We start from the raw sequence: 20,365 nt of genomic DNA, 5'->3' as shown, positions 1-20,365 counted from the left end.
CGCTTGATCGACAAGAGATAACGATATAAAGAACTCTTTATATCACGACGGAGAGATTTCATGACCCGGACCATCGTCGCCTCGGCGACACGAGAAATCATCATCGGCTTCGACCAGCCCTTCTGCGTGATTGGCGAACGCATCAACCCGACCGGCCGCAAGAAGCTCGCCGCCGAGATGGTGGTTGGCAATTTCGAGACCGTCATCAAGGACGCGCTGGAGCAGGCCGCATGCGGCGCCACCATGCTCGACGTCAATGCCGGCGTCACCTCGGTCAACCCGAACGAAACCGAACCTGGCCTGCTGGTGCAGACGCTGGAGATCGTCCAGGGCCTGGTCGATCTGCCGCTCTCGATCGACAGCTCCGTCAGCGCCGCGATCGAGGCCGCGCTGAAGGTCGCCAAAGGCCGCCCGCTGGTCAACTCCGTCACCGGCGAGGAAGAAAAGCTCGAGGCCATCCTGCCGCTGGTCAAGAAGTACAACGTGCCCGTCGTCGCCATCTCCAACGACGAGACCGGCATTTCGATGGACCCGGATGTGCGCTTCGCCGTCGCCAAGAAGATCGTCGAGCGCTGCGCCGATTTCGGCATTCCGGCGCATGACGTCGTCGTCGACCCGCTGGTCATGCCGATCGGTGCGCTTGGCGATGCCGGACGCCAGGTGTTCGCGCTGCTGCGCCGCCTGCGCGAGGAACTCAAGGTAAACACCACCTGCGGCCTGTCGAACATCTCGTTCGGCCTGCCGCACCGCCATGGCATCAATGCCGCCTTCATCCCGATGGTGATCGGCGCCGGCATGACCTCGGCGATCATGAACCCGGTTCGGCCGCAGGAGATGGAAGCCGTGCGCGGCGCCAACGTGCTGAACGGCACCGACGAGAACTGCACCAAGTGGATCAAGACCTACAAGGATTACAAGCCGGCCGAAGGCGGCCACGCGGTGGCGGCGCCGACAGCGGTCAATGCACCGGGCGAAGGCGGCGGCAATGGCAGCCGGCGGCGCGGCGGTCGTGAAGCCCGGATGGGCCGGGGATAAGCGCGCAATCGTGAATTCACCTGCAAATATTACCGATCCGCTCGTGCTGTTCATGCCGTCAGGCAAGCGCGGGCGGTTCCCTGTCGGCACGCCGGTGCTCGACGCCGCGCGCCAGCTCGGCGTCTATGTCGAGAGCGTGTGCGGCGGACGCGCTACTTGCGGGCGCTGCCAGATCGAGGTGCAGGAAGGCAATTTCGCCAAGCACAAGATCACCTCCTCGAACGATCACATCTCGCCCAAGGGCCCCAAGGAAGAGCGCTACGAACGCGTGCGCGGCCTGCCCGAACGGCGCCGCCTCTCCTGCTCCGCCCAGATCCTCGGCGATCTCGTCATCGACGTGCCGCAGGATACCGTCATCAATGCGCAGACCATCCGCAAGGATGCAGACACCAGGGTGATCGCCCGCGATACCGCCATCCGCATGTGCTATGTCGAGATCGAAGAGCCCGACATGCACAATCCATCAGGCGATCTCGACCGGCTCAAGATCGCGCTGATGAAGGACTGGGGTTTTAAGAACCTCGAATTCGACTTCTATCTGCTGCCGCAGGTGCAAGGCATATTGCGCAAAGGCAACTGGACCGCGACAGCCGCCATCCACAAGGATGCCGACAGCGACATCGCGCGCGTCATCGCGCTGTGGCCTGGCCTCAAGAACGAGGCCTATGGCCTGGCCTGCGACATCGGCTCGACCACCATCGCCATGCATCTGGTGTCGCTGCTGTCGGGCCGCGTCGCCGCCTCGTCCGGAACGTCGAACCCGCAGATCCGCTTCGGCGAGGATCTGATGAGCCGCGTCTCCTATGTGATGATGAACCCCGATGGCCGCGAAGGCATGACGGTTGCCGTCCGCGAGGCGATCTCCGGCCTCGTCGACAAGGTCTGCGCGGAAGGCAATGTCCAGCGCAACGACATTCTGGATTCCGTCTTCGTCGGCAATCCGATCATGCATCACCTGTTCCTCGGCATCGATCCGACCGAGCTCGGCGGCGCTCCCTTCGCGCTCGCTGTCTCGGGCGCCGTGCGCATCAAGGCCTCCGACATAGGCCTCAAGCTCAACCAGGGCGCGCGCCTCTACATGCTGCCTTGCATTGCCGGCCATGTCGGCGCCGACGCGGCGGCGGTGACGCTGTCGGAAGGCCCGCATCGCCAGGATGAGATGATGCTGATCGTCGATGTCGGCACCAATGCCGAGATCGTACTCGGCAATCGCGCGCGTGTTGTCGCTGCCTCCTCGCCCACCGGTCCGGCCTTCGAAGGTGCCGAAATCTCCGGTGGCCAGCGGGCCGCGCCCGGCGCCATCGAGCGCGTGCGCATCGATCCCGACACGCTGGAGCCGAAATACCGCGTCATCGGCTCGGAACTGTGGTCCGACGAACCGGGCTTCCTCGATAGCGTGCAGGCGACCGGTGTCACCGGCATCTGCGGCTCTGGCATCATCGAGATCGTCGCCGAAATGTATCTCGCCGGCATCATCTCGGAGGATGGTGTCGTCGACGGATCGCTTGCCGCGCGCTCGCCGCGCGTCGTCGCCAACGGCCGCACCTTCTCCTATGTGCTGAAGGAAGGCGAACCCAAGATCACCATCACCCAGACCGACGTGCGCGCCATCCAGCTTGCCAAGGCGGCGCTCTATGCCGGCACCAAGCTGTTGATGGAAAAGCAGAACGCCGAGCATGTCGACCGCATCCATTTCGCTGGTGCCTTCGGCTCCTTCATCGATCCGAAATACGCCATGGTGCTCGGCCTTATCCCCGATTGCGATCTCGACAAGGTCTCGGCCGTCGGCAACGCCGCTGGTGCCGGTGCCCGCATGGCGCTGCTCAATCGCGGCTATCGCCGCGAGATCGAGGAGACGGTGAGCCAGATCGAGAAGATCGAGACCGCCCTGGAACCGAAATTCCAGGAGCATTTCGTCTACGCCATGGCGCTGCCCAACAAGGTCGATCCGTTCCCGAAACTGTCGGCGGCGGTGAAACTGCCGCCACGCAAGACGGTGAGCGAGGATGGCATCGCCGGAGATGCAGCACCGCGCCGACGCTCCCGCGAAGGCCATGCTGCTCGGCGCAGTCGCGACTGACGCTTCAGGCCATCGCGGTCGGATTCATGAGTCCCGTGCAAGTGGGGTCTCTCGTCCGAGCTTGGAGCCTTAGGGGCGCGAGGGGTGCAGCGCCCGGATGAGCGGCTTTTCGACGACCAGATAAAGCATCGCCGAGAACGCAAGGCTGAGAACGACGATCACTGCCGGCTGCAGTGCCGGCAGCATGCCGAGCCGCAAGGTGATGCCGGTCACCGCGACGCCCACCAGGGCGTGCCAAAGATAGATCGAATAGGAGGCCTCGCCGAGTAAGTTGAACAAGGCCACAGGCCTGAATGGCCGAGCACGTTCGGCAAAGACCGCGCCCGTCACGATCAGCATGGCCGGGATGCCCCAGCGCAGTACGCGCGGCATATCGGCATCCGCCACAGGGGTGACGGCAAGCAGAAGAAACCCGCCAACAAGCAGCGTCAGGGCCAGCGCAAACGAGAGCCGAACGTCCTGGACCCACAGGCGTCCGACAATGACGCCGGCCGCGAACTCGAGTACGATCGGGCTGGTGAAGGAGCGTGGATATCCGTCAGGCAAGACAAAATGCAGCGCGACGATGATGGTGAGAACGCCGACGAGCACGCTCAAACGCCATCGTTCGCCCAGAAGAAGAGTCAACGCGAAAACGAGATAGAACATCATCTCGTAACTCAGCGTCCAACCCTGGAGGACGATTGGGTGCAATGCGCCGTTTTCCCGAAGCGGCAAGAAGAACAGCGAGCGGCCGAGATTCAGCGGACTGAACAGATGATCGTAAAAAAACTGCGGCTTGATCAGCATGGCTGACGCAATCAGCAAGGTGACGATCCAGTAGAGCGGCACGATGCGGGTGATCCGGCGGCTGATGAAGCCCGCTGGATCCGCCGGGCGGCTCGCCGTCGTCACCCACATGATGAAACCGCTGATCACAAAGAAGATGTCGACCCCGGCGGCGCCGACCGAGAACGGGCCGCCGAACTGCTCGCTGACGTGGAAGCAGACCACGGCGCTCGCGGCCAACGCCCGCAGGTATTGAATACTATGGATACTCGGCACGATGACTCCCGGTCATGGTTTCCGTATTTGCGCTGCAGCGCACACTTCTTCTGCTGCACTGCACAATTACGGGCAGTTGCGGGGCGACTTGTCAACCACTTTCTGTTCGAGTCGCAGCGCACCACCGCGCGAGGACATGGAATTTTTCGGAGCCTGAAAACGGCTTCGGCGCCTCGGAAACTCATTTGTATGCAATGTTTCCAGATCAGGCGGATCTTGAAACGAACGCTCTATTTTCGCGAAATCTATCCGATACATGTCAGGCGCATCTACCCCGCATCGAACGGCGGCCGAAGATAGTCCTTGGCCAGCGCCGTTCATCAAGGGAGATGAAAATGTCGATGTTCGAAAATCTCGGCCGCTTCGGTGTGGCCATCAGGCAAACCCATGCCAGGAACAAGGCGATCCGCGCGCTGAACAGTCTTCCGGCGCATGTCCAGAAGGACATCGGCTGGCCGGCTTCACCACCGGCCGATCCGCAGGCCACGCTCGCCTCGCTGCTCCTGGGAACGACACGCTGATGACCTTCACCGAGAAATGCAAATTGCTCGGGCTCCGCCGGGGACCTCGTACGTCCCCGACGGCCAACAACCGGTTACGCGCGGCACTTCTGCCGCGCCATTGATCACACCAGCGTGTGGACAAGGCGCTGATCTTGACATCTTTGGCCAGGGCACGATCTTCAAAAGCGAAGGGGAATTCTCTTAGTCGGCTGCAGCCGAAGTCCGTGTATCCGCATGCCAAGTTTGAAAAGCCACGTCGTGTCCTTCGTGCTCAGGTACAGCCGCAAGCAGGCCTTTTCCAGCCCGGAAAACCTGCAGCGCTGGATCGCGGCCGCGCGCAAGACCGAGGATCACCATCCGCCGGCCGCGCTGCAGCAGCGTTACGACATCCAGACGCGCACCGTTGACGGTTTCCCGGTCTACGAAATCGCCCCCAGGGCTGGAGAGCACAAACGGATACTCTACCTGCATGGCGGCGCCTATGTCTTTGAGATTACGCCTTATCACTGGTATCTGATCGCCGACATGGCCGAGCGGCTGGGCTACGGCATCACCGTGCCGATCTATCCCATCGCCCCGGAACATGATTTCCACGCCATGTTCGGCATGGTCGGCGCCGTCTATCGCCAGATGCTCGACGAGACAGAGGCGGAAGACATCATCTTCATGGGCGATTCCGCGGGCGGCAACATGGCCGTGGTGCTGACCATGATGGCGGCGGAAGAGGGTTTGTCCGTACCCTCGCGTCATGTGCTGATTTCACCCGGGCTCGACGTCTCGCTCGCAAACCCCGAAGTGTTCGAGGCGGAGCGGAACGATCCATGGTTGGGCATTGCCGGTGGGCGGGAGGCAATCCGGCTCTATAGTGCCGGTATGGATCCGACCGACTGGCGCATCAGCCCGGTCTATGGCGAACTGTCGATATTGCCAAAGACATTGCTCCTGACGGGCTCCCGCGATCTTCTCACGCCCGACAATCTGATCTTTGCACAAAAAGCCCGCGCCGTCGGTGTCGAGGTGGAGTTGGTCTACGAGGAAGGCATGTTCCACGTTTGGCCGTTGATCGACATGCCGGAAGCGCGGCGTGCGCGCCAACACATCGTCGCTTTCCTGAGCGAGAGCCCCTCGCCGATCGTTCAAGGCACGGCGGCAAGGTTCAAAGCGCCCTCCGAAGAGGCGGCGGAGCAAGGCCTTCGGTCCGAGTATCCCGGATGATCAGAACTTGCCGGTTTCCCGAAACACCTCGAAGGTCGCGCGAATGTGGTCGGCGACGGCCTTGACCGGCGCGCTGGCGTCCGGCGCCACCACCATGGCAAGATTGTAAGTGCCGATATCGGGCATCCCGTCCTTCGGGCAGAGTTCGACCATGTCGTTGCCGAGGAACGATCTCGGCAGCGGCGCGACCGCAAGGTCTGCCATGATCGCGGCACGCTGGCCTGCGGTATGGGCACTCATGTAAGCGACGCGATAGTTGCGGCCCTCGCGGCCCAATGCTTCGAGCGCACCGGCCCGCCAGGCACAGCCTTCTTCCCACAATGACACCGGCAGCGGTTCGCGCAGATGCGCGCAGCCGCCCTTGGCGCCGGCCCACACGATCGGCTCGGTCAAGAGCACCTCGGCGCCGAGCGCGCTGGTCTTGTAGGAGTTGGTCAGAAGCGTGATGTCGAGCGCCCGGTCGTCCATGCGCCGACGCAGGTTGCTGCTCTGGTCGATGGTGACATCGACTGCAATCGAGGGATGCGACTGCGCGAAACGCTTCAGCACATGCGGCAGCACGCGCTCGCCATAGTCGTCAGGTGAGCCGAGCCGCACCACGCCGACAATGTCGGGGATGATGAACTTCGATACCACCTCGCGGTTGATCGACAAAAGCCGGCGGGCATAGCCGAGCAGCATTTCGCCGTCCGTGGTCAGCGTCACCGAACGCGCGTCGCGCGCGAACACCGAGCGGCCGAGAATGTCTTCCAGCTTTTTGATCTGCATGGAGACCGCCGACGGTGTGCGGAACACCGCATTGGCCGCGGTGGTGAAACTGCCGGTCTCGGCAATCGCCACGAAAGTGCGCAAAACATCGAGGTCGAGCAGCGGCAGCGGGTGATTGAGTGGAGCGTTCATGGCGATCAGCCTTCAATTTTTCTGATACAAAGCATCATTCCATTTCGTTTGATTGAACATCAGATCAGGAGCATAGTCAACTCCATCGAAGCAGTCTGCTGCCAGAAGCGGTCACGAAACGCCCACGTCGCAGACCTGCATTCGACGTGAAATGAAGCTGAAACAGACTGACGTAACGCATTGCCGGCGCATCCCGCGCCGCTGCAAAGGAGATCGAAATGTCTATCCTGTCCTCCCTCGGCCGCATCGCGACCGAATTCAACGCGGCCCGCGCCCGCTACCAGACCGAACGCGCCATCCGTTCCCTGCCGATCGAGTTGCAGAAGGACATCGGTTGGCCGGAAGCTTCCGATACCAAGACCGGCATTCGCAATGGCGTCGGATCCTGGGCTGGAGCAAAGTAAATCGTGTGTACCTCGTGCTGAAGGCCTGCCGCGCAACCCGCCCGGCAGGCCTTCTCTATTTTATTTGTATTCAAACGAATTCAGGAGCCATGCCGCCGCTGCATGGCGCATATGAGCAAGCCGCATGGCAGCTCGTCTTTGAAGCTAACCATCTGTAAATATTCGTAAATATTGAGCACACCACCTACACCCTGCCCAAATCTGTCGCATTCGGTGTCGCTTTTCATATCAAGCGCTTCGCTTTTGCGATTTAGTTTCTGCTTACACGAGCCTATATCACCGCCAGCAAACGAGCTGCCCCACTCCATCAAGCGAAGGCGACCCGTCTGAGCAACCGATTGGAGATGATCATGAAGCTTTTTGCCCGCCTCTTCGCACGCCGCGAAATGAACTTGACCACGGCTCTCGAGCGTCAGCGCCTTGCCAAGACCATGCCTGGCCAGACCGGCGCCATGGCTGCCGCGCGTCTCGGCTTCGTCGCCTGAACTGCGTAAAAAATAGAAAATACAAAGATATCTCCAGAGCCGTGCTCCCTGCCACGGCTTGAGAGTCGACTGCCGCCGCTTCGGTTCCGCCGAGGCGGCGTTTATCTCGTTGCGCTTCCATCGCCTTTTCACAACCTGGCGGTGGCCTAGTTTGAGCAGCACCGCGCGGCGATTGTCCATTTGCGACCCATGTCGCAAATTTAATCTTGCCAAAGCCGTCTAGCCAATTGACAGGAATGGTTTTTCCTGATGACGCTATGCTATTCGCGACATCCTGTTCGCGTCATGGCCAGATGAGGTTCCCCGTGAACGCCGTCAAGCATCCGATCAAGCGATCGTTTGTGTTCTTCCTTGTCCCCGATTTCACCATGATCGCTTTTGCGACCGCGCTAGACCCGTTGCGCTCCGCCAATCGGATGCTCGGCTACGAGGCCTACTGCTGGCGTCTCGCCAGCATCGACGGCAAACCCGTGCGCGCCTCGAACGGCGTGGAGTGTGCGGTCAACACCTCGCTCGAGGAGGAACGCAAGAAGATGGCAGGGCCGGATCGCCCCAACATGGCCATCGTCTGCAGCGGCATCAATGTCGAGCGCTACCAGAACAAGTCGGCCTTTGCCTGGCTGCGCGAGGAATACAACCGCGGCGTCGCCGTCGGCGGCCTGTGCACCGGTGCGCATATCCTCGCCGCCGCCGGGCTGTTGTCGAACAAGCGTTGCGCCATCCATTGGGAAAACCTGCCGGGCTTTTCCGAGGCCTTCCCGAAGGCCAATGTCTTTGCCGACCTGTTCGAGATCGACCAGAACATCTACACCTGCGCCGGCGGCACCGCCGCGCTCGACATGATGCTGAAGCTGATCGGCGACGATTTCGACGAGAACCTCGTCAACCGCGTGTGCGAGCAGGTGCTGACCGACCGTGTGCGCAGCCCGACCGACCGCCAGCGCCTGCCGCTGCGCGCCCGCCTCGGCGTGCAGAACTCGAAAGTGCTGACCATCATCGAACTGATGGAGGCCAATCTGTCCGAGCCGCTGTCGCTGATCGAGATCGCCGACCATGTCGACCTGTCGCGCCGCCAGATCGAGCGCCTGTTCCGCACCGAGATGGGCCGCTCCCCTGCCCGCTACTATCTCGAAATCCGCCTCGACCGCGCCCGCCATCTCTTGATCCAGTCGTCGCTGCCGGTGGTCGAAGTGGCGGTCGCCTGCGGCTTCGTCTCGGCCTCGCATTTCTCGAAATGCTACCGCGAGCTCTACGCCCGCTCGCCGCAGCAAGAGCGCGTAGACCGCAAGCAGTTGCTGGCGGCCTGATCCAAACCATACGCGCGGACGACCGAGCCGCGAGCGGTTAGTGCGCGTCTGCCGTTCGCATCGCTTCGACGCGGATGTCCTCGGTCAGCCGTGCCTTCAACGCCGAGAATTCCGGACTGGTCTTCAGCGTGTAGTGGCGCGGATGCGGCAGGTCGATGGCGACATCCGACTTGATGCGGCCGGGCCGCGCCGTCATCACGATGACCCGCGAGGCCATGAAGATCGCCTCCTCGATATCGTGGGTGACGAACAGCACCGTCTTCTTGCGCCGTTCCCATATGCCGAGCAGCAATTCCTGCATTAGCCCGCGCGTCTGGTTGTCGAGCGCCCCGAACGGCTCGTCCAGCAACAGGATTTCCGGATCGTTGGCCAGTGCCCGCGCTATCGCCGTGCGCTGCTGCATGCCGCCGGAAAGCTGCTTCGGCCAATGGTTCTCGAACCCCTTCAGCCCAACGAGATCGACATAGGAAGCGACGATCCCGTCCCGCTCCTCTTCGGCCATGCCACGTTCGCGTAGCCCGAAGGCGATGTTTTCGGCGACCGTCAGCCATGGGAAAAGCGTGTAGGACTGGAAGACCATGCCGCGATCCGGTCCCGGTCTCGTCACCGCCTTGCCATCAAGCAGAACGCGGCCTTCGCTTGGCGCCTCCAGGCCGGCGACGATCCTCAACAGCGTCGACTTTCCGCAACCGGACGGCCCCAGTATGGTGATGAAATCATTGGCCGCGACCGCCAGGTCGACCGGCATCAGCGCCCTGACCGGCTCTCCGCCGCGCACGCCGGCAAAAGTCCGGGAAACGCCCTCGATGAGAAGCTTGCTCACGCCAGGCTCCACGGAAAGAGCCAGCGGTTGAACGCCTTGAAAGCGAAATCGGACAACAGCCCGATCAGGCCGATGACGATGATGCCGAAGATGATCTGACCGGTCGCCAGCCGCGATTGGCTGTTGATGATCATGTAGCCGATGCCGGACGACGAACCGATCAGTTCGGCAACGATGACATAGGTCCAGGCCCAGCCGAGCACCAGCCGCAACGTCTCGGCGATCTCGGGCGCGTTGGCCGGCATGATCACCCGCCTGACGATGCCGTTGCTGGTCGAGCCCAGCGTATAGGCGGCCTCGACCAGGTCGCGCCGCGTGGAACCCACCTTGACGGCAATGATCAGGATGATCTGGAACACCGAGCCGACGAAGATGACGAGCAGTTTTTCCAGTTCGCCAATGCCGGCCCACAGGATGAGCAGCGGAATGAAGGCCGACGCCGGCAGATAGCGGGCGAAGGAGACGAAGGGCTCCAGAAACGCTTCCACCGGCTTCCAGGCGCCCATGGCGATGCCGAGCGGCACGGCGACGACCGAGGCCAGCACAAAGCCGCCGAAGACGCGCCAGATGGTGATCAGTATGTCGAGCCAGAAACGGTCCTCGACCAGCAGCCGCCAGCCGTCCCGCAGCATCGACAGCGGATCGGCGAGGAAGATGCGGTTGACGTGGCCGCCAAGCGTGATCCAGGCCCAGAAGGCCACGAACAGCACGAAGAAGGAAATGCCGAGCACTGTTCGCAGGCTCGGTGAGACAGGATGCAAGGGGCGCATCTTCGTCCTTTTTTAGCGGGAAGGCGGCGGCGCTCTGCGCCACCGCACGATGCCCAAGGGTTGAACCGTCAATTCGCCACGGCGCTGGTGTCGGCCAGCGTGGCGACGTCGGGCGCCTCCTTGATCAGCCCCATCTGCAGCAGCAGTGCACCCGCGGTCTTGGAAAAATCCTGGAATTCCTTGGTGAAGAACTGCTTGTTCTCAGCCTTGTCGGCCCATTTCAGGTACTTCGCCGAATCCTCGAATTCCTTGGCCGACTGTTTCACGTCGGCGCCCATGATCTCGTAGGATTTCTGCGGATCCTTCTTGATCATGTCGAGAGCATCGAAATAGCTGTCGGCAAGCGCCTTGGCGGCGTCAGGATTGGCCTTGAGGAATTCGGGCGTGCAGCCGACCGTGTCGAGAACCATCGGATAGTCGAGCGTGGTCGCCAGGATATGACCCTGGTCGGCCTTGTCGCGCACGGCCGAAAGGAACGGCTCATAGGTGACCGCCGCATCGTTCTGGCCGGCGAGGAAGGCTTGCGCCGCCGCGTCAGGCTCGAGATTGACGACCGTCACGTCCTTGGTCGACATGCCGTTTTTGTTCAGCACCCAGGCGAGCAGGAAATAGGGCGACGTGCCTGGCGCCGAGGAGGCGACGGTCTTGCCCTTGAGATCGGCGACGGTCTTGATGTCGTTGCGCGCGACGATGCCGTCGGCGCCATAGGATTTGTCGAGCTGGAAAATCTGCTTGGTGGCCACCCCGCTGGCGTTCCAGACCAGCCAGGTCTCGACCGTGGTGGCGGCGCATTGCAGGTCGCCGCTGGCGATGGCGAGCGGACGGCTGGCCTGCGGCACCTTCTTCAAGGTCACGTCGAGGCCATGCTTCTCGAACAGCCCTGTCTGCTTGGCCAGTGTCAGCGGCGCGAAGCCGGTCCATCCGCTGATGCCGATGGTAAGTGACGTGGCGGCCATCGCCGGCGCGGTCAAACCCGCGGCAAGCGTCAATGTCGCGGCAAAGACGGTTATCCTGTTCATGTCGGTTCCCCTTTTGTTTCTCTGGGGGAAATTGTTCACAGAGGCCGATGGGCTTGTCAATCGACAGGAACGTGTTTGCGTGGAAAGCAGCCCGGCAACCGGTTTCAGATTGTTCTACCTGGTGTCGGGCATCCAGTTGCGGTTGCGCCACATTTTCTCGCCGACCTGGCAGTCGGCGGCGGGTTTGTCCTGCGCCAGCACCACTGGCGGGTGATCCGCCTCCTCCGCCGCCCATTGGCGCGACGCCGGGCCGGCAAGCTCCAGCACCAGCTTGCGGCGGATGGCTTCGGGAAATTGCGTCCAGTCGTTGACCGGGATCATGAAGGCGCCGGCGCCGCCGATGACGCAGTCGCTGTAGTAGCGGTCGAGATCGTTGACGTCATAGACGCCGGAAAAGCCGCCTCGGGTCATCAGCGGCAGGCCGTTGATGACGATGCCTTGCCTGACCACGCCGTCGCGGGCGAGATTGACCGGCGCGCCCTGGTTGTTTGGCCCGTCGCCCGAAATGTCGATGACGCGCTTGGTTCCCTGGTAGCCGCTTTCGGCGAAAAGGTCGCTACCGAACTCCAGCGCACCGGAGATCGAGGTGCGCCGCGCGCTGTCGGGCGGCTGGGCCGAAAATTGCGCCACAACCCGCTCGGCGTCGGCCCGGCTTGCGATCACCGTCCACGGCACGATGACGCGTTGCCAGCTGGTACCGGCCCATTCGACATAGGTGACGGCGATCTTGCCATAGACGCCATCGGCGATCGCCTGCAGCACATTGTCATGCGTCAGCGCCGCTGCGTAGCCATGGCGCTGGATCTCAAGCTCATCCGCCGACATCGACAGCGAAACATCCACCGCCAGCACCAGCTCGACATCGACCGGCTCGTCCGCGCGGGACATTGGCGCCGGCCAGAGCATCAGTCCCAGTACGGCAGAGGCGGAAAACAGATGTCTTGCGCAGGGCAAACCAGACATTCCGCGAGGGTAAGCCAGAATCGCCCACCGAAAAAGAGAAAAGCCCGGCCTTTGCCGGGCTGATCCAATCTGTGCGCGCCCTGGCGTTGGGCGATCAGCTCCGCGGCTTCAGATTCTCCGGGTCGTAAAGCGGCTTGTAGCCGACGCTTGCCACCTCGACCGGATAGGTCTCGCCGAAATACTCGACCGCGAGCTTGCGGCCCTCCTGCGCATAGGCCCACGGCAGATAGGCGAGCGCGATGTTCTTGCCGATGGTCGGACCATAGGCGACCGATGTTGTGAAGGAGCGGCGGCCGAGTTCGTCGACCAGTGTTTCCCCGCTCTCGGGGTCCATCACCGGCATGATGCCGACGGGATAACGGGCAACACCCCTGGAATCCTTGTTCTCGGTCATCACCAACGTGCACAGCATGGCAGGCTGATGCGCGCGTTCGCGATACCCCACATGCTTGGCCTTGCCGCAGAAATCGTTCTCCTTGACCTTCGGTCGGGCGAGATCGGCTTCCAGCAGATTATACTCGGTCAGAAGGTCGGCGTTCTGCAGCCGCAGGCTCTTTTCCATCCGGCGGGTGTTGGCGTAGGTCTCGACGCCGAACGGCATGACGCCTGTCGAGCGCAGCGCGTCCCAGACGGCCAGACCGTCCTCGTAGCGCATATGAAGTTCCCAGCCCTGCTCGCCGACATAGGAGATGCGGAAGGCGGTGACATCCTTGCCGCCGATCCTGACCGGCTTGATGGCCGCGAATGGAAAATTCTCCGGCGAAAGCCCATCCGGGTTCTCGACCACCTTCTTCAAGGTCGTCCGCGCGTTCGGTCCCCAGATGCCGATGGTGACGTACTTCTCGGTCACATCGGTGATGGTGACGTCGAACCCTTTGTCCTGAGCCGTACGGCGCATGTACTGGAAGTCGCGCGGCCCGGCGTCGGCGCCGTCGATCAGCCGGCAGCGGTCCGCCATGCGGATCACGGTGAAGTCGGCGCGCACCATGCCTTCCTCATCGAGGAAGTGGGTGTAGATGCCCTTGCCGATGTTGTTGTCGCCGCCGATCTTGGCCGCGCACAGCCATTCCAGCAGCGCGACATGGTCGGGCCCTTCGAGGTCATACATCGAGAAATGCGAGAGATTGACGATGCCGCAATCCTCGCTCATCGCCAGATGCTCTGCGTTGGAGACGCGCCAGAAATGGCGGTTGTCCCATTCGTTCTCGCGCACCGGCACCCGGTTGCCATACTTCTCGAGCAGATGCTCGTTGGCGGCATAGCCATGCGCACGCTCCCAGCCGCCGAGCTCCATGAAATAGCCGCCGAGTTCCTTCTCGCGCTCCCAGAACGGCGAGCGCCTGATGTTGCGGGCCTTGGAGAAGGGTTCACGCGGATGCACCGCCGGATTGTATACCTTCATCGCCGTCTCGGTGCAGCGATCCCAGATGAACTGTTCCTTGGTCTGGTGCGGATAGAAGCGGGCATAGTCGATGGCGTGATGGTCGATCTCGGTGCGGCCGTCCGTCATCCAGTCGGCGATCAGCTTGCCCATGCCGGGGCCGTCCTTGACCCAGATGGCGACGGCATACCAAAGCCCCCTCACCTTCTGGCTTTCGCCCATGGATGGGCCGCCGTCGGCCGTCACCTGCAGCAGGCCGTTGAATGAATGGCTTTCGTTGTAGCCGAGTTCGCCCAGGATCGGCGTCAGTTCCATGGCGCGTTCGAGCGGCGCCAGGATCTGCTCCATGTCGAGATCGCGCTGCGACGGCGACAGCCGTGCCTGGTCCTTCTCCAGCAGATCGCGGGGGTGGCAAAGGCGCGGATTGGTCTCTTCGTAATAGCCCCATTCGATCTGGCCGCCCTCGGCGGTCTTGGGGTCGCCGGTGTCACGCATATAGGCCGAGTTGCCCTGGTCGCGCAGCAGCGGCCAGCCGATCTCCTTGCCGGTGCCGGCGAACTCGGTGTACGGGCCGAAGAAGGTCAGCGGATGGTCGATCGGCATGACCGGCAGGTCCTCGCCGACCATTTCGGCGATGAGCCGGCCCCAGATGCCGGCGCAGACGATGACGTAGTCGGCCTCGATCGTGCCGCGATCGGTCACCACGGCGCTGATGCGGCCGTCCTTGACGACAAGCGACTTCGCCGGCGTGTTGGCGAAGGATTTGAGCTTGCCGGAGGCTTCCGCCTGGTCGACCAGCTTGCCGGCAACGGTCTGCGAGCGCGGAATGACGAGACCGGCATCGGGATCCCAAAGACCGCCCTGCACCAGATCCTGTTCGATCAGTGGGAATTTTTCCTTGATCTCGGCGGGTTCGATCAGGCGTGCGCGCGTGCCGAAAGCCTTGGCCGAAGCGATCTTGCGCTTGATCTCGTCCATGCGGCTATCGTCGCCGACACGGGCGACTTCCAAGCCGCCGACGCGCGCATAATTACCCATCTTCTCGTAGAAATCGATGGAATAGAGCGTCGTCCAGCACGACAGGAAATCGTGGCTGGTGGTGTAGCAGAAGTCGGAAGCGTGCGCGGTCGAGCCGATGTCGGTCGGGATGCCCGACTTGTCGATCCCGACAATGTCGTCCCAACCGCGCTCGATCAGATGATGGGCGATCGATGCGCCGACAATGCCGCCGAGGCCTACGATGACGACCTTCGCCTTTTTCGGAAACTCTGCCATTGCCCGCGACTCCAGAATGCTGTTGCGGGCGGCTTCGGCGCCCGTTTGATCGGCGCACAATATGCAGGCGACGGGCACGGCGCTACCGCCTGTTTGCGACACGCCGCGGATGCGGCGCGACCCCTCCCAAATCAGGGAAAACAGCTACCCATCAGGCAAATGCCCAGACATCCTCGGCCTGGAAACCGACCTGGTAGCCCGCCGTCTTCAGCTTGACCACGACCTGACCGATCTCCAGGGCAGGCAGAGCACCGACCTCGACCTTGATCATGCCGGGACGATAGCGCTTGAGGTCGAGCTGCTCGAATACGATCCAGTCTGCGCCTTCGCAATCGACGAGGAAGGCATCGATATGGGTGATGCCATTGCGGTCAAGCAATGTCTGCAAGGTCTCCGATGGCACCTCGATGTCTTTCAGGTGCGGCGCGAACTTGTTGAAATTCGCGTCGGCCTCGCCCCAGGCATTCTTGCCCGACATCAGATTGGTGTCCGTGACCGACGAGCAGCCAATGAACTCGATCGGCAGCGTGCCGGCCTCGAGCGCGGCCGCGTCAAAGGTGTGGACGGTGATCGTACCTTTTGTCCTCGTCACTGCCACCGGTTCGATGACGAAGCGGTCCGTGTCGGGATAATTGGCGCGCAGCCGTTTCTGGTTGTACGGGATTGGCTCGACCAGCATGGCGCGGGCCGTTGGAATGCGGTGCAGCCACGGCGTCACGTCATCGAACAGCGCACCATCGCAGGCGCCCACATTGACCATCTGGAATGGCCGGCCGCTACCACCGAAGCGTGCCTCCAGCGCCGCTTTGGCGAGGAACTTGGTGCCGCGCAGCGATGGCCCGCGATCCAGCAGGCCGGCGGGAAGGCCAAGCGACAGGGCAATGCGCGCCAGGCTGGAAACTGAGCTCATGATTTGTCTCTTGGTATGACGTGCAAGGCGACGCGGTGCTGGCCGCGGGCGACCGCCGCCCACAGCGCCATGAAGGGCGATGCCAGCAGCAGGAAGGGCGGGACCAGATGCGGAAAATAGATGCGCGTGTCGTGGATCGGGAAGACGGTGAATTTGGCCAGCGCACCGAGCACCAGCGCCGCAAACAGGATACCGGCGCGGCGACCGAGCCCGAAGCCGGCACGGTTGGCCGCAAACCAGCCGGCCAGCGCCAGCACCGAGACCCCGACCCAGCTGTTCAGATTGACGGCGCGCAGCAGCGAGGCGGCAAACGCCCGGAGATAGGCGGTGATGGAAAAAGCCGGCTCGAACTCGTCCATGTTGTAGTGCTGTTCGATGCTGGAGAACCACAGATGCGGCCACCAGCCTGGATGATGCGCCCAATGCGAAATGGCGAAATAAGCGACCAGCGAGGCGGCGAAGCCCGCCAATGCGCCCCATGCCTTCTGCCGGAACACGACCAGCAGCACTGCGAAAACGGCAAGGAAAACAATGTTGTCAGGCCGCACCATGAAGGCAAGGAAGAGCAGGATCGCCGTCGCCGCCTCGCGGCCTCTAATATAGGCATAGAGCCCTCCGAGCAGCAGCGCCGACGTGAGCAGATCAGGCGTCGAGGCGCGCGCCGCATCGCCGAAATCGGCCATGATCAGGACCGCGCCGACCACCGGCGCCAACGCCAATGCCTTTTCCCCACGCAGCCAGAGCAATGTGATCGCGCCGAACAGCAGTACCGAAAACACCTGCACCAGCCGCATCGCCTCGATCGGCGACATTACGGAACCCAGCGTCGACAGGATCTCGGCATAGAGAAACTTGATCCGGTACATGCCGAGCAGCGAATGGAAGTCGGCGGCGTTCTGCGCCATGTGGCTGCGAAAACCGCCGCCATCGTCGGTCAGCGCCTTGTAGTCGCCGGCCGACACACCCGATTTGACGGTGTTGAAGGCATAGTCATGCAGCGCCTGCGCATCGGGATGGGCGCCCTCCTCGGCTATCGCGAGATAGGGCAGGATGTCCCAGTTGGCATCGGGCATTACCCAGGCCGTGAACGCCGTCAAAAGGATATAGAGCGCGAAGGCCGCCGCACCGATCGGAGCCGCCAGCCGTGCATAAGTCCGCTCGCCCCACGCCAGACCGGCTTCGGCGAACCGGTCGAGTGGATTTTGCGGAGCGGGCGACGTGGTCAGCATGTCTGATCAGCGAACGTTCAACGGACCTGGCTTTTCACGAAGTCCTTCACGATCGCCACGATGCCGCGTGACAGCAGGCTGTCGAAGGCGTCGACGAAACGGTCGACATGTTCGCGCTGGCAGATCAGCGGCGGCTCGAGCCGGATGACGTTGCGGTTGTATTCGGTGAAGGCGACGAGCACGTCATAGTCGCGCAAGAGCAGCGCGCCGACGAAGCCGGACAGCGAGCCTTTCAGCTTGTCGTCGAGCACGCTGACGATGGGGCGCAGCACCATCGGCAAGGTCTGCGAGAAGTCGTGGAACTCCAGGCCGATCATCAAACCCCTGCCACGCACGTCCTTGATGATCTTCGGATATTTTTCTTTCAGCGCCTGCAAGCGGGTCAGCAGATAGTCGCCGGTGATCGCGGCGTTGTCGATCAGCCCCTCGTCGTAAAGCACGTTGATGCCCTCGATCGCGGTGGCACATGCCTCGCCCATGCCGCCGAAGGTGGCCATGGCGTGGATCATCGCCGTTTTCGGCGTGCCATAGGCCTTCATGTAGATTTCGCGACGCGAAATCATCGCGCCGACCGCGGCCTTGCCGGCGCCCAGAGACTTGGCCAATGCCGTCACATCAGGCACGACGCCATAATGCTCGAAGGCATAGAAGCGGCCCGAGCGGCCATAACCGCACTGCACTTCGTCGGCGACCCACAGCACGCCATGCTGGTCGCACAGCGCGCGCAGCTTCTGCCAATATTGCGCTGGCGCCTGAATGATGCCTCCGCCGCCCTGGATGGTTTCCAGCACGATGACGCCGATCTCCGGATCGGAGCGGAACAGGCGCTCGACCGCCTCGATGTCGGCGAAGGGGATGCGGACCGTATTGTCGGCCATCTTGAAGTCGGCGCGGTAGAGCTGGCCATCGGTGATGCCCAGCACGCCCTTGGTCTTGCCGTGGAAGGAATTCTCGGCATAGGCAATCTTCGGCCGCTTCGGGCCGGCGGCGCGTTCGGCAAGCTTCACCGCCGCTTCCATTGCCTCCGAGCCGGACGAGCCCAAAAATACCATGTCGAGGTCGCCGGGCGAGCATTTGGCGATGTTATGCGCCAACGCGGCCGCATATTGCGACATGAAGGCGATGGCAATCTCCTGGCGCTTTTCTTCCTGGAATTTCTTCCTCGCTTCCAGAATGCGCGGATGGTTATGGCCGAAGGCCAGCGACCCGAAGCCGCCGAAGAAGTCGAGGATCTTGCGGCCATTCTGGTCGATGTAGAACATGCCCTCGGCACGCTCGATCTTGATCTTGTGGAAGCCGAGCAACTTCATGAAATGCAGCTGGCCGGGGTTCAGATGCGCCTTGAACAGGTCGGTCATCCGCGCCACGTCCATCGCCTTCGCCTGCTCGACGGAGATCAGGTCGGGCTTGGCGATGGTGGCGGGCGAAAGCGCCGGTGCGTCAACCAGGGTGCGCGCATTCGTCTGTTCCGGCTTGGCCATGATGGTCATTTCAATCTCCTGTCCGCGCCTACGACCAGCGTCGTGCGCCATAAAACTGTTTGGCTATCCGCTATTCGGCGGGCACATGTTTGGTGGCGACGGCGTGCCCGGCCTTCTTGGCACGGTATTCGCTGTAGGCGGCGATCAGCATGTCCTCGTCGCGATATTGCGGGACCCAGCCGAGTTGACGCTCGGCCTTGGACACGTCGAGCACGCATTCCTCGTCGGCGATCAGATATTGCTCGGGATCCATGATCGGCAGGTTGATGAGATCGAGCAGGTCGAGCGTGCGCTTGACCGCCCAGCCGGGCGTCGGGATCAGGATCGACTTCGAGCCGGCATGTCGGATCAGGTCGCCGAGCAATTTCTTCACCGGTGGCGGGTTGAGCGAGCCAAGATTATAGGCCTCGTTGGGCACACCGGCTTTCCATGCGGCGCATGCGGCCTCGGCGCAGTCGAACACCGAGATGAATTGATAGGGGTTTTTGCCGGAACCGATCATCGGCACCGGAAAACTCCAGTCGATCAGCTTGAACAGTTTTTCGAGAATGCCGAGCCGACCGGGCCCGATGATCAGGCGCGGACGAAACAGCGAGATCGACATACCGCGCTTGCGCCATTCGGCGGCCAGTTCCTCGGTCTTCTGCTTCGACCAGCCATATTCGCCGAGTGGCGCGACCGGGTGCTCCTCGGTCATAGGCCGGGTGACCGTGTGGCCGTAGATCATGTCGGTCGTATAGTGGACGAGCTTGGGGGCACCTGCCTTGTCCATGGCCTGCATGATGTGCTCGGCGCCATGGAAATTGACCGGGAAGAAGAAGTCATGCCGCTTGGCACGCACCTGGATCGGCGACAGCATCTTGGCCGACAGATTGTAGACCATGTCGTCGGCCTTCAGCCCGACGGCGGCGACCGACGCCGGATCGGTGACATCGCACTTGATAAAGCGGACATTGCGGTAATGCGCGAAGTCGTTGTTGACGATGTCGGCGACGACAACCTCTTCGCCATCGGCCGCGAGCTTCGGGGCAAGATGGCGGCCGACGAAGCCGTCACCGCCGAAAATCACATGTCTCATCGAACGATCTCGTTTGCTTGTATCTTGTCGGTGGTGATGGACGCGGTCTGGTCCTCATGCCCTCGCCCACTTTGCGCGATCAGCACCGTGCCGACGCAGATGCAGGCAATGCCGGCGATGCGCCAGCCATTGAGATCCTCGCGGAAGACGAAATAGGCGAAGATCGCGACGGCGACGTAAGCCAGGCTCAGGAACGGATAGGCGAAGGAGAGTTCGACCTTGGACAGCACATAAAGATGCGAGGCCATCGAAATGACGAAGGTGCACAGGCCAAGGAAGACCCAGGGGCTGAAGACGATCTGCAGCAGCTTGATCAGCGGATTGGTGTCCTCGAACGAAATCGGTCCGAGCGACATCATGCCTTGCTTCAGCATCAGCTGCGCAGCGGCATTGGTCATGACCGTAAAGAGAATGAAAAAGATATACTTCATTTCAGCCCGCCACCCTCGTGATGTTAGCTAAT

General features: G+C 62.2%; 19 protein-coding genes. 6 read left to right on the top strand and 13 right to left on the bottom strand.

Annotated features, from left to right (window positions below):
• Positions 1–60: 60 nt before the first annotated feature.
• A complete protein-coding gene (locus tag FJ970_RS16980) occupies positions 61–1,035 on the top strand; it encodes a methyltetrahydrofolate cobalamin methyltransferase (RefSeq protein ID WP_140758244.1) in 975 nt (324 codons plus the stop codon).
• Positions 986–3,115: an ASKHA domain-containing protein gene (locus FJ970_RS16975; RefSeq protein ID WP_140758243.1), complete on the top strand. Its 2,130-nt coding sequence runs from the start codon at positions 986–988 to the stop codon at positions 3,113–3,115. The genes FJ970_RS16980 and FJ970_RS16975 overlap by 50 nt, the downstream gene beginning before the upstream one ends.
• A 69-nt stretch (positions 3,116–3,184) precedes the next feature.
• Here FJ970_RS16975 and FJ970_RS16970 read toward each other — a convergent pair whose 3' ends face one another.
• Positions 3,185–4,159: an acyltransferase family protein gene (locus FJ970_RS16970; RefSeq protein ID WP_227791813.1), complete on the bottom strand. Its 975-nt coding sequence runs from the start codon at positions 4,157–4,159 to the stop codon at positions 3,185–3,187.
• Between the two features lie 335 nt (positions 4,160–4,494).
• Between FJ970_RS16970 and FJ970_RS16965 the strand changes: the two genes are divergently transcribed.
• Together FJ970_RS16965 and FJ970_RS16960 are read left to right on the top strand one after the other, a co-directional pair.
• Positions 4,495–4,680 (top strand): hypothetical protein, encoded by a 186-nt coding sequence (locus FJ970_RS16965; RefSeq protein WP_181178490.1) that lies wholly within the window; start codon positions 4,495–4,497, stop codon positions 4,678–4,680.
• Positions 4,681–4,896: 216 nt separating this feature from the next.
• Positions 4,897–5,877 (top strand): alpha/beta hydrolase, encoded by a 981-nt coding sequence (locus tag FJ970_RS16960; RefSeq protein WP_140758242.1) that lies wholly within the window; start codon positions 4,897–4,899, stop codon positions 5,875–5,877.
• Here FJ970_RS16960 and FJ970_RS16955 read toward each other — a convergent pair whose 3' ends face one another.
• The gene (locus FJ970_RS16955; RefSeq protein ID WP_015317416.1) at positions 5,878–6,777 is read right to left on the bottom strand and encodes a LysR substrate-binding domain-containing protein; all 900 of its coding nucleotides are present in this window, start codon (positions 6,775–6,777) and stop codon (positions 5,878–5,880) included.
• A 218-nt stretch (positions 6,778–6,995) separates the two neighbouring features.
• Here FJ970_RS16955 and FJ970_RS16950 point away from each other — a divergent pair, with 218 nt between their 5' ends.
• Positions 6,996–7,181: a hypothetical protein gene (locus tag FJ970_RS16950; protein ID WP_027145885.1), complete on the top strand. Its 186-nt coding sequence runs from the start codon at positions 6,996–6,998 to the stop codon at positions 7,179–7,181.
• Positions 7,182–7,261: 80 nt separating this feature from the next.
• On the opposite strand, the gene FJ970_RS16945 is transcribed toward FJ970_RS16950, so the two are convergent.
• Positions 7,262–7,846, bottom strand: a complete 585-nt coding sequence (locus FJ970_RS16945; protein WP_181178488.1) for a hypothetical protein — start codon at positions 7,844–7,846, stop codon at positions 7,262–7,264.
• Between the two features lie 188 nt (positions 7,847–8,034).
• Between FJ970_RS16945 and FJ970_RS16940 the strand changes: the two genes are divergently transcribed.
• Positions 8,035–8,973 carry a GlxA family transcriptional regulator gene (locus FJ970_RS16940; protein WP_348642693.1) on the top strand — a complete coding sequence of 313 codons (939 nt, stop codon included), beginning with the start codon at positions 8,035–8,037 and terminating at the stop codon, positions 8,971–8,973.
• A 37-nt stretch (positions 8,974–9,010) separates the two neighbouring features.
• Here FJ970_RS16940 and FJ970_RS16935 read toward each other — a convergent pair whose 3' ends face one another.
• The 10 genes from FJ970_RS16935 to FJ970_RS16890 form a co-directional block, all read right to left on the bottom strand.
• Positions 9,011–9,796, bottom strand: coding sequence for an ABC transporter ATP-binding protein (locus FJ970_RS16935; RefSeq protein WP_140758240.1), 786 nt, complete (start codon positions 9,794–9,796; stop codon positions 9,011–9,013).
• Positions 9,793–10,566: an ABC transporter permease gene (locus FJ970_RS16930; protein WP_140758239.1), complete on the bottom strand. Its 774-nt coding sequence runs from the start codon at positions 10,564–10,566 to the stop codon at positions 9,793–9,795. The genes FJ970_RS16935 and FJ970_RS16930 overlap by 4 nt, the downstream gene beginning before the upstream one ends.
• 68 nt (positions 10,567–10,634) lie before the next feature.
• Positions 10,635–11,585, bottom strand: a complete 951-nt coding sequence (locus FJ970_RS16925) for an ABC transporter substrate-binding protein (RefSeq protein WP_140758238.1) — start codon at positions 11,583–11,585, stop codon at positions 10,635–10,637.
• Between the two features lie 114 nt (positions 11,586–11,699).
• Positions 11,700–12,548 carry a DUF1194 domain-containing protein gene (locus tag FJ970_RS16920; RefSeq protein WP_181178486.1) on the bottom strand — a complete coding sequence of 283 codons (849 nt, stop codon included), beginning with the start codon at positions 12,546–12,548 and terminating at the stop codon, positions 11,700–11,702.
• Positions 12,549–12,642: 94 nt separating this feature from the next.
• A complete protein-coding gene (locus tag FJ970_RS16915; protein WP_140758236.1) occupies positions 12,643–15,204 on the bottom strand; it encodes a GcvT family protein in 2,562 nt (853 codons plus the stop codon).
• A gap of 151 nt (positions 15,205–15,355) precedes the next feature.
• Positions 15,356–16,114 (bottom strand): FkbM family methyltransferase, encoded by a 759-nt coding sequence (locus FJ970_RS16910; protein ID WP_140758235.1) that lies wholly within the window; start codon positions 16,112–16,114, stop codon positions 15,356–15,358.
• On the bottom strand, positions 16,111–17,343 hold the full coding sequence (locus tag FJ970_RS16905; protein WP_140758234.1) for a hypothetical protein: 1,233 nt from the start codon (positions 17,341–17,343) through the stop codon (positions 16,111–16,113). Before FJ970_RS16905 ends, FJ970_RS16910 begins: the two co-directional genes overlap by 4 nt.
• 17 nt (positions 17,344–17,360) lie before the next feature.
• Complete coding sequence (locus tag FJ970_RS16900) at positions 17,361–18,833, bottom strand: aspartate aminotransferase family protein (protein ID WP_140758233.1); 1,473 nt, start codon at positions 18,831–18,833, stop codon at positions 17,361–17,363.
• Positions 18,834–18,894: 61 nt separating this feature from the next.
• A complete protein-coding gene (locus tag FJ970_RS16895) occupies positions 18,895–19,902 on the bottom strand; it encodes an NAD-dependent epimerase/dehydratase family protein (protein WP_140758232.1) in 1,008 nt (335 codons plus the stop codon).
• A complete protein-coding gene (locus FJ970_RS16890) occupies positions 19,899–20,333 on the bottom strand; it encodes an EamA family transporter (protein ID WP_140758231.1) in 435 nt (144 codons plus the stop codon). The genes FJ970_RS16895 and FJ970_RS16890 overlap by 4 nt, the downstream gene beginning before the upstream one ends.
• Positions 20,334–20,365: the final 32 nt, after the last annotated feature.

Source organism: Mesorhizobium sp. B2-1-8 (assembly GCF_006442545.2).
Lineage (GTDB): Bacteria > Pseudomonadota > Alphaproteobacteria > Rhizobiales > Rhizobiaceae > Mesorhizobium.
This window is presented reverse-complemented; position numbering and strand designations above follow the sequence as displayed.

Bases quoted from the DNA above. Each gene is read 5' to 3' on its own strand.
- FJ970_RS16980 (WP_140758244.1), top strand. From the start codon at position 61: ATGACCCGGACCATCGTCGCCTCGGCGACACGAGAAATCATCATCGGC.
- FJ970_RS16975 (WP_140758243.1), top strand. From the start codon at position 986: ATGGCAGCCGGCGGCGCGGCGGTCGTGAAGCCCGGATGGGCCGGGGAT.
- FJ970_RS16965 (WP_181178490.1), top strand. From the start codon at position 4,495: ATGTCGATGTTCGAAAATCTCGGCCGCTTCGGTGTGGCCATCAGGCAA.
- FJ970_RS16960 (WP_140758242.1), top strand. From the start codon at position 4,897: ATGCCAAGTTTGAAAAGCCACGTCGTGTCCTTCGTGCTCAGGTACAGC.
- FJ970_RS16955 (WP_015317416.1), bottom strand. From the start codon at position 6,777: ATGAACGCTCCACTCAATCACCCGCTGCCGCTGCTCGACCTCGATGTT.
- FJ970_RS16950 (WP_027145885.1), top strand. From the start codon at position 6,996: ATGTCTATCCTGTCCTCCCTCGGCCGCATCGCGACCGAATTCAACGCG.
- FJ970_RS16945 (WP_181178488.1), bottom strand. From the start codon at position 7,846: ATGGACAATCGCCGCGCGGTGCTGCTCAAACTAGGCCACCGCCAGGTT.
- FJ970_RS16940 (WP_348642693.1), top strand. From the start codon at position 8,035: ATGATCGCTTTTGCGACCGCGCTAGACCCGTTGCGCTCCGCCAATCGG.
- FJ970_RS16930 (WP_140758239.1), bottom strand. From the start codon at position 10,566: ATGCGCCCCTTGCATCCTGTCTCACCGAGCCTGCGAACAGTGCTCGGC.
- FJ970_RS16925 (WP_140758238.1), bottom strand. From the start codon at position 11,585: ATGAACAGGATAACCGTCTTTGCCGCGACATTGACGCTTGCCGCGGGT.
- FJ970_RS16920 (WP_181178486.1), bottom strand. From the start codon at position 12,548: ATGTCTGGTTTGCCCTGCGCAAGACATCTGTTTTCCGCCTCTGCCGTA.
- FJ970_RS16915 (WP_140758236.1), bottom strand. From the start codon at position 15,204: ATGGCAGAGTTTCCGAAAAAGGCGAAGGTCGTCATCGTAGGCCTCGGC.
- FJ970_RS16910 (WP_140758235.1), bottom strand. From the start codon at position 16,114: ATGAGCTCAGTTTCCAGCCTGGCGCGCATTGCCCTGTCGCTTGGCCTT.
- FJ970_RS16905 (WP_140758234.1), bottom strand. From the start codon at position 17,343: ATGCTGACCACGTCGCCCGCTCCGCAAAATCCACTCGACCGGTTCGCC.
- FJ970_RS16900 (WP_140758233.1), bottom strand. From the start codon at position 18,833: ATGACCATCATGGCCAAGCCGGAACAGACGAATGCGCGCACCCTGGTT.
- FJ970_RS16895 (WP_140758232.1), bottom strand. From the start codon at position 19,902: ATGAGACATGTGATTTTCGGCGGTGACGGCTTCGTCGGCCGCCATCTT.
- FJ970_RS16890 (WP_140758231.1), bottom strand. From the start codon at position 20,333: ATGAAGTATATCTTTTTCATTCTCTTTACGGTCATGACCAATGCCGCT.